Here is a 13,245-nt window from a genome sequence, read left to right as displayed (position 1 = left end):
CGGTGGCGGCTACGCCTTACCGGGCCTACAGCGGCTTGAAACGTAGGTCGGGTAAGGCGAAGCCGCCACCCGACAAAATCAACGGCGCGATCTCACTACCTGATAGCGACGGGTGAAGTACTCAAACGGCGCGCTCCACACGTGCACCAGACGGGTGAACGGGAAGATAAGGAAGATCGTCATCCCCAGCACCAGATGCACGCGGAAGATCGGTGCGACGCCGCTCAGCATTTCTGACGAGCCTCCCTTAAACGTCACGATCCCCTGCGCCCAGCCGACCAGCTTCATCATCTCGCTTCCGTCAGGATACTGGGCGGAGAAAGGAATGGTCGACAGCCCAAGGATGCACTGAAGCAGCAGGATACTCATGATGATAATATCCGGCGTGGTGGACGTGGCACGCACCCGCTGGTTGAACAGGCGGCGGATCAGCAGCATCGACCCGCCAATCAGCGTCAGCACCCCGCAAATACCCCCCGCAATCATGGCTAACTGCTGTTTAACCGCGACGGGTAAAAACCAGGCGTACATCCAGTGCGGAGTTAACATGCCGAACAAATGCCCGAAGAAGATCCCCAAAATCCCGATATGAAACAGGTTAGAGCCCCAGTTCATACCGCGCTTGCTGAGCATCTGGCTCGACGAGGCGCGCCAGGTGTACTGCCCGTAGTCGTAGCGCAACCAGCTGCCAAGGAAAAACACGGTGGCGCAGATGTACGGATAAATGTCATAGAAAAACACGTTCAGGTAATGTGTCATTTTGGGCCTCCGGCGCTGACGTCCACGTACTGCGGCGCGACGTCCTGGCTAAAGCGTCGTTGATATTGCTGCATCGGCGAGCTGTCGCACGATGTGGCGTTGTCTTCGATAAACTTCACCTGTTCCTCTTCCCACACGGCGTCCAGCGCCTGACGGGTATCATCCCGTTTTTCACCGGACACCTGTTTCGCCACGCTGTCGCTGGAAAGCCGCGTTTCCGCCAGCGTCAGCAGGGCGTCAAACAGCTGGTAATGCGCCACGCCGCGCTGTTTCAGGCGGCCGCCAATCAGCGCCAGGATCGGCGCGACGTTTTGCAGCCCTTCGCGCGCTTCGTCGTCGGTAACGATGCTAAGGTACTCCAGATAGAGCGGCAGATAGTCCGGCAGCTCGCGGCAGTCAAGCTGAAGGCCGGCTTTCTCATACTGGCTCATCAGGTCGACCATCGCCTGACCGCGATCGCGGGACTCGGCGTGAACGTGTTCGAACAGCAGTAGCGAGGTTGCGCGCCCCCGTTCAAACACTTCGCACCATTCGGCCTGCTTATCCAGCAGCGGGGCGCTCAGGTGCTGCTGCGCAAACGGCAGCAGCATGGGCGCGTCCTGTTCCACCAGGGAAAGCGCTTCGTCACGGTTTTCCCACAGCAGCTCATCGGGATACTCAATGAGTAGCGCGATGATTTTGAGGATTTGCATTATTCTCCCTCCCCGTGTTCACGCACCTCGGTGATGTTGATCGCGTCAATGCGGCTGCTGTTGAAGAGGTTGAATTTGGTGTCGGAACCGTGGCAGCCGTCGCCAAAGGTGAAGCCGCAGCCGTTTTTCTCCGGGAAGGCGTCGCGCGCCATTTCGCGGTGGCTGGTCGGGATCACGAAGCGGTCTTCGTAGTTGGCGATAGCCAGATAGCGGTACATCTCCTCAACCTGCGCTTCGGTCAGGCCCACTTCTTCAATGGCGCGGGTGTCGGTCACGCCTTCCACGGTCTGGGAGCGTTTGTAGTGGCGCATCGCCATCATGCGCTTCAGGGCGCGCAGCACCGGACCGGTATCGCCCGCGCTGAGCATGTTTGCCAGGTACTGGACCGGGATGCGCAGGCTTTCGACCGCAGGCAGCACGCCGTCGCTCTGCGGCAAACCACCCGCGTCGGCGTAGGACTGAATCGGTGACAGCGGCGGCACATACCAGACCATCGGCAGGGTGCGGTATTCCGGATGCAGCGGCAGGGCAAGCTTCCAGTCCATCGCCATTTTGTAAACCGGGGAACGCTGTGCCGCGTCGATGACGTTCTGCGGAATACCCTGTTTCAGCGCTTCCTCAATCACCGCCGGATCGTTCGGGTTAAGGAACACGTCGCACTGGCGCTCGTACAGATCGGTTTCATGCTCGGTGCTGGCCGCCTCTTCAATGCGGTCCGCGTCATACAGCAGCACGCCGAGATAGCGGATGCGCCCAACGCAGGTTTCCGAGCAGACGGTCGGCTGGCCGGACTCAATGCGCGGGTAGCAGAAGATGCACTTCTCTGACTTGCCGCTCTTCCAGTTGAAGTAGATTTTCTTGTACGGGCAGCCGCTGATGCACAGACGCCAGCCGCGGCATTTGTCCTGGTCAATCAGCACAATGCCGTCCTCTTCGCGCTTGTAAATCGCACCGCTCGGGCAGGTGGCAACGCAACTGGGGTTCAGACAGTGCTCGCACAGGCGCGGCAGGTACATCATGAAGGTGTTTTCAAACTGGCCGTACATCTCCTTCTGGATCTTCTGGAAATTGCGGTCGCGGGCGCGTTTTTCGAACTCGCCGCCCAGCAGCTCTTCCCAGTTGGGCCCCCATTCGATTTTATCCATTCGCTTGCCGTCAATCAGCGAGCGCGGGCGGGCGGTAGGGAGGTGATCGCCCTCTGGCGCGCGGTGCAGATCCTGGTAATCGAAGGTGAAGGGTTCATAGTAATCGTCAATCTGCGGCAAGACGGGGTTAGCGAAAATCTTCGACAGCACGCCCATTTTGCCGCCGAGGCGCGGGGTCAGCTTGCCGTGAATACCGCGGATCCAGCCGCCTTGCCACTCATCCTGATCTTCCCAGTTTTTCGGATAGCCGATACCCGGTTTGGTTTCGACGTTATTGAACCACGCGTACTCCATCCCTTCGCGCCCGGTCCAGACGTTCTTACAGGTGACCGAGCAGGTGTGGCAGCCAATGCATTTATCGAGATTCAGAACCATGCCAACCTGTGAGCGTATTTTCATTTTTTCGCCTCCTGTACCTGATCCCGACCTTCGCCGTCCAGCCAGTTAATGTTTTTCATTTTGCGGATCATGATGAACTCGTCGCGGTTCGAGCCGACGGTGCCGTAATAGTTGAAGCTGTACGCCAGCTGCGCGTAGCCGCCGATCATGTGGGTCGGTTTCGGGCAGACACGGGTGACCGAGTTGTGGATCCCGCCGCGCCGTCCGGTTACTTCTGACCCCGGAATGTTGAGGATGCGCTCCTGAGCGTGGTACATCATGGTCATGCCCGGCGGCACGCGCTGGCTGACCACCGCGCGGGCGGTGAGGGCGCCGTTGGCGTTAAAGGCTTCGATCCAGTCGTTGTCCTCAATGCCCAGCTCGCGCGCGTCGGTTTCGCTGATCCAGACGATTGGCCCACCGCGCGACAGGGTCTGCATCAGCAGGTTTTCGCTGTAGGTGGAGTGAATGCCCCATTTCTGGTGCGGCGTCAGGAAGTTAAGCGCTTTTTCCGGGAATCCGTTCGGCGGGATTTCGCGCATATGGGTAACGCTGCGGGTGTCAATCGGTGGACGATAGGCCACCAAACTCTCCCCGAAGGCGCGCATCCAGGCATGATCCTGATACAGCTGCTGGCGGCCCGAAATCGTGCGCCACGGGATCAGCTCGTGAACGTTGGTATAGCCTGCGTTATAGGAGACGTGCTCGCTCTCAAGGCCGGACCACGTCGGGCTGGAGATGATTTTGCGCGGCTGCGCCTGAATATCGCGGAAGCGGATTTTCTCATCTTCTTTGTTCAGCGCCAGATGAGTGTGATCGCGCCCGGTCAGTTCGCCGAGGGCTTCCCAGGCTTTGACCGCGACCTGACCGTTAGTTTCCGGCGCAAGGGCGAGGATCACCTCTGAAGCGTCAATGGCGGTCTCGATGCGCGGGCGACCTTTCGCCGGGCCGTCGAGCTTGACGTAGTTGAGCTTGCCGAGGAAATCGACCTCGTTCTGGGTGTTCCACGATATGCCTTTTCCGCCGTTACCGAGCTTGTCCAGCAGCGGCCCAAGGGCCGTGAAGCGCTCGTAGGTTTCCGGATAGTTGCGCTCGACGACTGCAATGTTTGGCGCGGTTTTGCCGGGGATCAGATCGCACTCGCCTTTGCGCCAGTCCAGAATATCAAAAGGCTGCGACAGCTCCCCCGGGGAGTCATGCTGAAGCGGCTGTAGCACCACGTCAGTTTCGGTGCCGAGATGTCCGACGCACACTTCAGAGAAGACTTTGGCGATGCCCTTGTAAATCTCCCAGTCGCTGCGGGACTCCCACGCCGGGTCAACGGCTGCGGAAAGCGGGTGAATAAACGGATGCATGTCCGAGGTATTCATATCGTCTTTTTCATACCAGGTGGCGGTGGGCAGGACGATATCCGAGAACAGGCAGGTGCTGGACATACGGAAATCGAGCGTCACCAGCAGATCCAGCTTGCCCTCAATGGCGGCGGTTTGCCATTCCACCTCTTCAGGTTTCACGTCGTCCGTTGAGCCTAAATCCTCACCCTGAATACCGCTTTCGGTGCCAAGCAGGTATTTCAGCATGTATTCATGGCCTTTCCCGGACGAGCCAAGCAGGTTAGAACGCCAGACAAACAGGTTGCGCGGGTGGTTCTTACCGTTATCCGGCTGTTCGCAGGCGAAGCGGATATCGCCCGATTTTAACGCCTGAACGGTGTAGTCCTGCGGCGACATACCGGCGGCGTCCGCCCGGGCCTTAACGTGCAGCGGGTTGAGGTTGAGCTGCGGCGCGGAAGGGAGCCAGCCCATGCGCTCGGCGCGGACGTTGAAATCAATCAGGTGACCGGTAAACTTCGATGCGTCTGCAAGGGGAGAAAGCAGTTCCTGTGCGGTGAGCTTCTCATAGCGCCACTGGCTGGCGTGGTTGTAGAAGTACGATGTGCTGTTCATCTGGCGCGGCGGACGGTTCCAGTCCAGCGCGAAGGCCAGCGGCAGCCAGCCGGTTTGCGGGCGCAGCTTCTCCTGGCCGACATAGTGCGACCAGCCGCCGCCGCTCTGCCCGACGCAGCCGCAGAAGACCAGCATGTTGATCATCCCGCGGTAGTTCATGTCCATGTGGTACCAGTGGTTCACACCGGCCCCGAGGATGATCATCGAACGACCGTGAGTTTTGTGCGCCGTGTCGGCAAATTCACGGGCGATTTTTTCTATCAGATAAGCGGGGACGCCGGTAATTTGTTCGCCCCAGGCCGGGGTGTAGGCTTTTATCTCGGCGTAGTTTGTCGCCGCGTTACTGTCTTCCAGACCGCGATCGAGGCCGTAGTTTGCCAGCACCAGATCGTACACGCTAACCACGCGTCTCTGGCTGCCGTCGGCCAGCGTCAGGGTTTTACTCGGTACTCGGCGCGTCAGCACCGGCTCCTGCTTCACGCTGCGGAAATGCGGATTCTCGTTGCCCCCGAAGTAAGGGAAGGCCACGTCTGCCACGCTGTCGTGGGTGATGAGCAGGGAAAGCGTCAGCTCGGTTTCCTGTCCCGCAGCCAGCGACTCCAGGTTCCATTTGCCTTTTTCACCCCAGCGGAAGCCGATGGAACCATTCGGCGCCACCAGATTTCCGGCCACGTCAAAGGCGATGGTTTTCCACTCCGGATTATTGGTTTCACCCAGCCCGTCGGCCAGATCCGACGCGCGCAGCATGCGGCCCGGCACCACGCGACCGTCAGCCTGTTCATCCAGCAGGACCAGCATCGGCATGTCGGTGTAGCGGCGGCAATAGTTAAGGAAGTAATCACTCGGATTATCAAGGTGGAACTCTTTAAGGATCACATGGCCCATCGCCATGGCAAGGGCGCTGTCGGTACCCTGTTTGGGGGCCAGCCACTGGTCGCTGAGCTTCGCCACCTCCGAGAAGTCCGGCGTAATGGCGACGGTCTTGGTGCCCTTGTAACGCACTTCGGTAAAGAAGTGGGCGTCCGGGGTGCGCGTCTGCGGCACGTTCGAGCCCCAGGCAATGATATAGCTGGAGTTGTACCAGTCCGCCGATTCCGGCACGTCGGTCTGTTCGCCCCAGGTCATCGGCGACGCCGGAGGCAGATCGCAGTACCAGTCATAGAAGCTCAGGCAGGTGCCGCCGAGCAGGGAGAGATAGCGCGTACCGGCGGCATAAGAGACCATCGACATGGCCGGGATGGGGGAAAAACCGGCTACCCGATCCGGGCCGTAGTTTTTGATGGTCCAGACGTTGGCGGCAGCAATCAGCTGGTTAAGCTCTTTCCAGTTTGAGCGGATAAAACCGCCTTTTCCGCGCGCTTTCCTGTAGCTCTGCGCTTTCTGCGGATCGTTTTGAATGGCATCCCAGGCCAGCACCGGATCGGTATGCTGCGCCAGCGCCTCTCGCCAGAGTTCGATCAGCCTGCGGCGTACCAGCGGGTACTTGAGACGGTTGGCGCTGTAGAGATACCAGGAGTAGCTTGCGCCACGCGGGCAGCCGCGCGGTTCGTGGTTAGGCAGGTCAGGGCGGGTGCGCGGGTAGTCGGTCTGCTGGGTTTCCCAGGTTACCAGGCCATTTTTGACATAAATTTTCCAGCTACAGGAGCCGGTGCAGTTAACGCCGTGGGTGGATCGCACAATTTTATCGAACTGCCAGCGCTGACGGTAGCTGTCCTCCCAGTCGCGGTTGGTGTGGTACACCTGCCCGTGCCCATCGGCGAAACTGTCGCCTTTTGTTTTGAAGTAACGGAAGCGGTCCAACAGTTTGCTCATGACATTTCTCCTGCTTCGATAGCATGGCCGGAGGGTGAGACATCACGCTCCGGCGAAGAGGTAGTTATTATTTTTGTGAGGATTTGCGGCCGTACACCAGCCAGGTGACGAGCACGCAGACGATGTAAAACACGAGGAAGACTTTCATGGCGCCCACCGGGGAACCGGTCATCGCCAGGGATGTGCCAAAGGCTTTGGGAATAAAGAACCCGCCTACCGCACCGATGGCAGAGATAAAGCCCAGCGCGGCAGCCGTTTCGGTCACCGCTTCATGCTGTGCCTGTTCGTCGCTCCCGCCCTGTTTTTTCACGCGGTCGAGGGTGATTTGGCGAAAGATAATCGCGATCATCTGGAAGGTCGAGCCGCTGCCCAGGCCTGCGGTGAGGAACAGGCCCATAAAGACCAGATAGAAGGCGATAAAACTGCCTGAACCAGACCCGGGGAGCGTCAGGAAAATCAGGGCGCTAAAGATGGCCATAAAGACGAAGTTGATCAGCGTCACCCGTACGCCGCCCAGCCTGTCTGAAATCATTCCGCCAGCCGAACGCGCCAGAGCGCCGATCAGCGGGCCAAAGAAGGCGAGGTGGAGGATATTTACGTCCGGAAACTGGGTTTTCGACAGCATAGCAAAGCCTGCCGAGAAACCGATAAACGAGCCGAAGGTTGCCAGATAAAGCAGGCTCAGCAGCCAGAGGTGAAAGCGCTTAAGCACCGGAAGCTGGCTGGCAATGGACGCTTTCGAGCTGGCGATGTCGTTCATGCCAAAAAACGCCGCAAGGGTAGCAAGAATCAGCAGCGGGGCCCAGATCCACGCCGCGTTCGCCAGCCACATCGTCGAGCCATCCTCCTGGGGGACGCCGTGAACGCCGAGAAAGGTAAACATCGGCAGGAAAATCACCAGCGGCGCAACCAGCTGCATCACGCTCACGCCCAGGTTACCCAGCCCGCCGTTAATGCCCAGCGCGCTGCCCTGTCTGGCTTTCGGGAAGAAGAAACTGATGTTTCCCATGCTGGAAGCGAAGTTGGCCCCGGCAAAACCGCACAGCAGTGCGATGATGATAAAGACCCAGTAAGGCGTAGCGGTATTCTGGATGGCGATCCCAAGCCAGACACAGGGTACGACCAGGATAACGGTACTTAACACGGTCCAGTAACGTCCGCCAAATATCGGCACCATAAAAGAGTAGGGGACACGCAATATCGCGCCGGAAAGAGAAGGTAATGCCGTTAGCATAAAAAGCTGATCGGTGCTGAAATTAAATCCGACCTTATTAAGATTTACCGCAATAGCGCTAAACAACATCCATACACAAAACGCGAGAAGCAAACACGCCACGGAAATCCACAGGTTTCTACGTGCGATAGGTTTCCCTTTATTCTCCCAAAATTGCGCGTTTTCCGGTTTCCAGTTACTCAACAGATGCTGATTACTCTTCTCGCTTTGATGTGACATATCACCCTCTTGCTTACCCAAATGGAGAGAAAAAAGAAGTGAAAACAGAAAGATACCTTTCGGCAGTTTGTAGAAATTTTTGGATGTTATGGGATACATCTGAAAGGATAGATAAAAAAGCGAATCCCTGAGTTTGGAATGGGAATCAGGGTTCGCTTTATGTGTTACTAATTGTAACTATTTGCGGAAATTAATACCCCGATGGGAGTATTAAAACAATTCGAGGGAAATAAGCTTATCCAGATGCTTATTAAATGCCGCGTCGTCCATTTCAGGCATATTTAATACGTATATGCCATCCAGGCCACATACCAGACCAATTAAACGCCAGGCGATATTTTCCGGCTGGTCAGCAAGCGTAAAGGCGTTGGCCTCCGCCCCGGCGCGGATAATCGCGACCGTTTCCTGGTGCCACATCTCCATGGTCAAAACGTAGGCGCCTTTGATATCGCTATCCCGGCTGGCGAGAATTTGCGCCTCCCGCCACAGTCGAATGTAGGGCTCAAACCCGCCGTCATCGCTGCCGAGCATGGCATGCAGGCGCTCACGCCAGCCGGCGTTTTCGCCAACGATTTCAGCATCCAGCAAATCGCGGATCAGCCGGACAAACGCCAGCGACTTAAGCTCGCCCGCCGACGCAAAGTGGTGATGCACCTGCCCGGTGGCGACGCCCGCTTCGGTGGCGATGCGGCGCACGGTCATCGCAGCGAATCCTTCGGTCAGCGCCACGCGCATCGCGGCCTGGAGGATCTCTTCCCGCCGCTCGTCCTTGCTCAGATAACGCATAATTTCTCACTCTCAATGGCAACGAAACGAGTGTAACAAAGAGCTGGACAAGTGTTCAACTTTACGTAGGATCGCATTCTGGACATGTGTCCAGTTTTTAACTGAAAAGGAAATTTATGTTTCGTCAGTGGTTAGCGTTAGTGATTATCGTGCTGGTGTATATCCCGGTGGCGATTGACGCGACGGTGCTGCACGTGGCGGCGCCAACATTGAGCATGACGCTGGGTGCCAGCGGCAACGAATTGCTGTGGATTATTGATATTTACTCGCTGGTGATGGCGGGAATGGTGCTGCCGATGGGCGCGCTGGGCGATCGCATAGGTTTTAAGCGCCTGCTGATGATCGGCAGCGTGCTGTTTGGCCTGTCATCGTTAGCGGCGGCTTTTGCGCCGTCCGCGGGCTGGCTGATTGCCGCCCGCGCGTCGCTGGCGATTGGCGCGGCGATGATCATTCCGGCTACGCTTGCAGGGATCCGCACCCTGTTTATTGACGTGCGGCACCGTAATATCGCCCTCGGCGTCTGGGCTGCCGTTGGGTCGGGCGGCGCGGCGTTTGGCCCGCTGATTGGCGGCATGCTGCTGGAGCACTTTTACTTGGGGTCGGTGTTCCTGATTAACGTGCCGATCGTGCTGATCGTGGTTTCGCTTGCTGCGCGCCTGGTGCCTGCTCAACAGGGGCGGCCCGAACAGCCGCTCAATATCAGCCATGCCATTATGCTGATTGTGGCGATTTTACTGCTGGTCTATAGTGCCAAAACCGCCCTGAAAGGGGTGCTGTCGCCGTGGATGGTGGCCTGTACGCTGCTTACCGGAGCGGTAATGCTGTTTATCTTCGTCCGTATCCAGCTACGCGCGCGCGTGCCGATGATCGACATGCGTCTGTTTTGCCATCGCATTATTTTAAGCGGCGTGGTCATGGCGATGACCGCCATGATTGCGCTGGTGGGCTTTGAACTGCTGATGGCGCAGGAGTTGCAGTTCGTGCATGGTTTTACGCCGTTTGAAGCAGGGATATTCATGCTGCCGGTGATGGTGGCGAGCGGATTTAGCGGGCCGATCGCGGGTGTGCTGGTCGGGCGTCTGGGGCTGCGCATTGTCGCGGCCGGAGGCATGGGGCTTAGCGCGGTCAGTTTTATCGGCCTGTCGACGCTCGATTTCAGCACCCAACAGTGGCAGGCGTGGAGCCTGATGGTGCTGCTGGGCTTCAGTGCCGCCAGCGCACTGCTGGCATCGACGTCAGCGATCATGGCTGCCGCGCCGAAAGAGAAAGCGGCCGCCGCAGGCGCGATCGAAACCATGTCCTACGAGCTGGGTGCTGGTCTGGGGATCGCCATTTTCGGTCTGCTGTTAACCCGCAGCTTTTCGGCGTCTATTGTACTGCCGCAAGGGCTGAGCGCGTCGCTGACAGATAAAGCCTCGTCGTCCATCGGTGAAGCGATGAAGGTGGCGCAGGAGCTGTCGCCGTCGCTGGCCGAGCCGGTGATGAAGGCGGCGAAAACCGCGTTCATCACCTCGCACAGCGTGGCCCTGGGCAGTGCGGGAGGCATGCTGCTGATTCTGGCGGTCGGGATCTGGTTTAGTCTGGCGAAGGTCGGAGGGCAGCAGTAATAAAAAAGGCCAGCCGCGAGGGCTGGCCTTTTGAACTAACAAATCTTAGAACTGGTAGGTCAGACCTACAGCTACGATGTTGTCGGTAGCCACTTTGGCATCTTTGGTGAACTGGCTGTCATCCACGAGGTTGATTTTGTAATCAACATAGGTGGACATGTTTTTGTTGAAGTAGTAGCTCGCGCCAACGTCAACGTATTCAACCAGGTCCTGGTCGCCATAAGAACCGATGTCTTTACCTTTGGATTTCAGGTAAGCGATGGACGGACGCAGACCGAAGTCGAACTGGTACTGAGCCACAACTTCGAAGTTCTGCGCTTTGTTGGCAACGTGACCGTTACCGAACGCCGTCATGTTGCGGGTTTCAGAGTAGGTGGTTGCCAGGTAGATGTTGTTCGCATCGTACTTCAGGCCAGCAGCCCAGACTTCTGCGTTTTCGCCACCGGCGTTCAGGTTGCTTGCAGCACGAACCTGACGGTCGGTACGGTCAGATTTCGCGTAGGTCGCACCCACACCGAAGCCGTCGAATTCATAGGTAGAAGACAGACCCCAGCCGTCACCGTTGGATTCGGTGATATCGTCACGGTCGTTTTTACCCTGGTACTGAGCAGCCACGTTCAGGCCGTCAACCAGACCAAAGAAGTCGGTGTTACGGTAGGTTGCAACGCCAGTGGTACGGCCGGTCATGAAGCCGTCAGTCTGCGTCCAGGTATCGCCACCGAACTCTGGCAGAACGTCAGTCCATGCGCCGATGTCATAAGCCACACCGTAGTTACGACCGTAGTCGAAGGAACCGAATTCATCGAATTTCAGACCAGCGTACGCCAGACGGGTTTTGTTGCCGTCGGAACCTTGAGCTTCAGAGCGATTGCCCTTGAACTCATATTCCCACTGACCGTATCCGGTCAGCTGATCGTTGATCTGAGTTTCACCTTTGAAGCCCAGACGAACATACGTTTTGTCGCCGTCGCTACCAGCATCATCAGAAAAATAGTGCAGACCAGTAACTTTGCCGTACAGATCCAGTTTGTTACCGTCTTTGTTAAAAACTTCAGCCGCGTTAACAACGCCAGCTGCCAACATGGAAGTCACTGCCACTGCAACTAATTTAAGTTTCATCTTAAATAATCCTTATAATTTTATTTAGGTATTTCCTAAGCCACCTGAGCGATTTTTAAACGAGGCTTATCGTCAATGGCAGACTATTTTTAAAATTCCGTAGACTGCTTTCAATAATAAGTTTCAAAATATTAAAGATAATTTCAATTAGTGTGATCCTGATCGGATAAATTGCCCTTAAATCGGCCAGTCAGGTTAATATATAGACATAAAGTGATTATTAACTAATCAAGATAATATGGCTGTGAATAGTTGTCGGACGTTTTAGTTTTTTGGTGGGATTAAAAGGGTTTGGCAGGGAATGTCAAAGCATGTGGCAGGATAACCTTTTTTAAAACAGTTGATTATAAATTTCTCGGGAAACCAGAACCTGTTTTTTAAGAGAAATATTCAGAAATAAACTATTGCACTTTGTGCTATATAGCGCGGGAATATTGGCGCTGAATTAATTACCTGCGTTGTCAGTTTATGTCAATTTCCACAACAACTCTGGCTTTCTGACAGCACTCTATACAGAAATTTAATTACTCTCTAATGTTACGAACCATATTCGAGGGTGTGATCACATATTAAAATATTGTTAATATTTTGCCGGGCATATTCGGTACCCGGCAAAAATAAAAATGCTATTTGCGGGTGGCATACCAGCACAGTAACGATCCGGCGCACACCATCAATGCCCCTTGCCAGAATGAGAGTGAAAGCGGAGAACTCAGCAGAATAGCCGCCAGTGCGGCGGAAAGAACTGGCGTGAAATAAGAGACAGCCGCAAGCACCGTGACGTTACCGTGAAGAATACCGATATTCCAGGCGGCGTAGCCAAAGCCAAGCGCAACCCCACACATCAATAGCTTCACCACAACCGGGACGCTGAACACCATTTCGGGCTGATCGCTGACGGCATATTTGACCCACAGGCTCAGGGCGGTCAGCAGGACGAAAAGGGTAATGCCATTTTGCCCTTTGGCATACTTGCTGGTGACGGTGCAGTAGGCGGCCCAGATAAAAGCGCCAGCAAACGCCAGCCCATAACTTAGCGGACTGGAAACGACGTTCTGCATGATGTCATTCAGTTGCAGACCGTTTTCGCCACCTAAAACCCAGCACACACCCAACAGCGAGATGAGAAGCCCAGGGATCACCCACAGGGTGGTTTTTTGCCCGTTGAACAAAATCGCGAACGCAATCGTCAGGCTTGGCCACAGATAATTGACCATACCGACTTCAATCGCCTGTGAGCGCGTCGCGGCATATCCCAGCGACAGGGCCAGGCACATCTCATAGCTGACAAACAGGATGCTGCCCGCAATGAGATAGCGCATGGAAAAACGCCGAAGATCGGGAAAACCCACCGTCACCAGACACAACAGCCCGCTGACGGTGTAAATCATCGCCGCGCCGCCCACCGGGCCCAGTCCTTCACTGACGCTGCGGATGAGACCCACCATGGTGCTCCACAACAATATGGCCGCCAGGCCTGTCAGCGTTGCTCTTTTTCTGTCCATTACCCTGCCAGTCTTCTAAAAATCAAAGGGAAAACTTATAGCA

Annotated in this window: 9 protein-coding genes; 1 reads left to right on the top strand and 8 read right to left on the bottom strand. The window is 56.3% G+C overall.

Annotated elements, in window-relative coordinates; genetic code table 11:
- Nucleotides 1-78 precede the first annotated feature (78 nt).
- The 6 genes from narI to AC4OVU_RS11515 all read right to left on the bottom strand — a co-directional run bounded on the left by narI (nucleotide 79) and on the right by AC4OVU_RS11515 (nucleotide 8,971).
- Nucleotides 79-759 (bottom strand): respiratory nitrate reductase subunit gamma, encoded by a 681-nt coding sequence (narI, locus tag AC4OVU_RS11540; RefSeq protein ID WP_015570467.1) that lies wholly within the window; start codon nucleotides 757-759, stop codon nucleotides 79-81.
- A complete protein-coding gene (narW, locus tag AC4OVU_RS11535) occupies nucleotides 756-1,451 on the bottom strand; it encodes a nitrate reductase molybdenum cofactor assembly chaperone (RefSeq protein ID WP_006810721.1) in 696 nt (231 codons plus the stop codon). Before narW ends, narI begins: the two co-directional genes overlap by 4 nt.
- Nucleotides 1,451-2,995, bottom strand: coding sequence for a nitrate reductase subunit beta (gene narH / locus AC4OVU_RS11530; protein WP_017382296.1), 1,545 nt, complete (start codon nucleotides 2,993-2,995; stop codon nucleotides 1,451-1,453). The genes narW and narH overlap by 1 nt, the downstream gene beginning before the upstream one ends.
- Nucleotides 2,992-6,732 (bottom strand): nitrate reductase subunit alpha, encoded by a 3,741-nt coding sequence (locus tag AC4OVU_RS11525; RefSeq protein ID WP_110292936.1) that lies wholly within the window; start codon nucleotides 6,730-6,732, stop codon nucleotides 2,992-2,994. Before AC4OVU_RS11525 ends, narH begins: the two co-directional genes overlap by 4 nt.
- 67 nt (nucleotides 6,733-6,799) lie before the next feature.
- Entirely contained in the window at nucleotides 6,800-8,185 is a 1,386-nt protein-coding gene (locus tag AC4OVU_RS11520; protein ID WP_491928685.1) for a NarK family nitrate/nitrite MFS transporter, read from the bottom strand.
- 210 nt (nucleotides 8,186-8,395) lie between these two features.
- Entirely contained in the window at nucleotides 8,396-8,971 is a 576-nt protein-coding gene (locus AC4OVU_RS11515) for a TetR family transcriptional regulator (RefSeq protein WP_015570471.1), read from the bottom strand.
- 116 nt (nucleotides 8,972-9,087) lie between these two features.
- On the opposite strand from AC4OVU_RS11515, the gene AC4OVU_RS11510 reads away from it, so the two are divergent.
- The gene (locus AC4OVU_RS11510; protein WP_110292937.1) at nucleotides 9,088-10,578 is read left to right on the top strand and encodes an MFS transporter; all 1,491 of its coding nucleotides are present in this window, start codon (nucleotides 9,088-9,090) and stop codon (nucleotides 10,576-10,578) included.
- A 45-nt stretch (nucleotides 10,579-10,623) separates the two neighbouring features.
- On the opposite strand, the gene ompC is transcribed toward AC4OVU_RS11510, so the two are convergent.
- A complete protein-coding gene (gene ompC / locus AC4OVU_RS11505) occupies nucleotides 10,624-11,697 on the bottom strand; it encodes a porin OmpC (RefSeq protein WP_017382300.1) in 1,074 nt (357 codons plus the stop codon).
- Nucleotides 11,698-12,323: 626 nt separating this feature from the next.
- On the bottom strand, nucleotides 12,324-13,202 hold the full coding sequence (gene yddG / locus AC4OVU_RS11500; RefSeq protein WP_017382301.1) for an aromatic amino acid DMT transporter YddG: 879 nt from the start codon (nucleotides 13,200-13,202) through the stop codon (nucleotides 12,324-12,326).
- Nucleotides 13,203-13,245 lie beyond the last annotated feature (43 nt).

The sequence above is a fragment of the Enterobacter sp. 6722112 genome (assembly GCF_058661685.1).
The sequence above is the reverse complement of the archived record's forward strand: the minus strand, read 5'-3'. Positions and strand labels throughout refer to the sequence as shown.

Coding starts and splice junctions, on each gene's coding strand:
- narI (WP_015570467.1), bottom strand. CDS start 759: ATGACACATTACCTGAACGTGTTTTTCTATGACATTTATCCGTACATC.
- narH (WP_017382296.1), bottom strand. CDS start 2,995: ATGAAAATACGCTCACAGGTTGGCATGGTTCTGAATCTCGATAAATGC.
- AC4OVU_RS11515 (WP_015570471.1), bottom strand. CDS start 8,971: ATGCGTTATCTGAGCAAGGACGAGCGGCGGGAAGAGATCCTCCAGGCC.
- AC4OVU_RS11520 (WP_491928685.1), bottom strand. CDS start 8,185: ATGTCACATCAAAGCGAGAAGAGTAATCAGCATCTGTTGAGTAACTGG.
- narW (WP_006810721.1), bottom strand. CDS start 1,451: ATGCAAATCCTCAAAATCATCGCGCTACTCATTGAGTATCCCGATGAG.
- yddG (WP_017382301.1), bottom strand. CDS start 13,202: ATGGACAGAAAAAGAGCAACGCTGACAGGCCTGGCGGCCATATTGTTG.
- AC4OVU_RS11510 (WP_110292937.1), top strand. CDS start 9,088: ATGTTTCGTCAGTGGTTAGCGTTAGTGATTATCGTGCTGGTGTATATC.
- ompC (WP_017382300.1), bottom strand. CDS start 11,697: ATGAAACTTAAATTAGTTGCAGTGGCAGTGACTTCCATGTTGGCAGCT.
- AC4OVU_RS11525 (WP_110292936.1), bottom strand. CDS start 6,732: ATGAGCAAACTGTTGGACCGCTTCCGTTACTTCAAAACAAAAGGCGAC.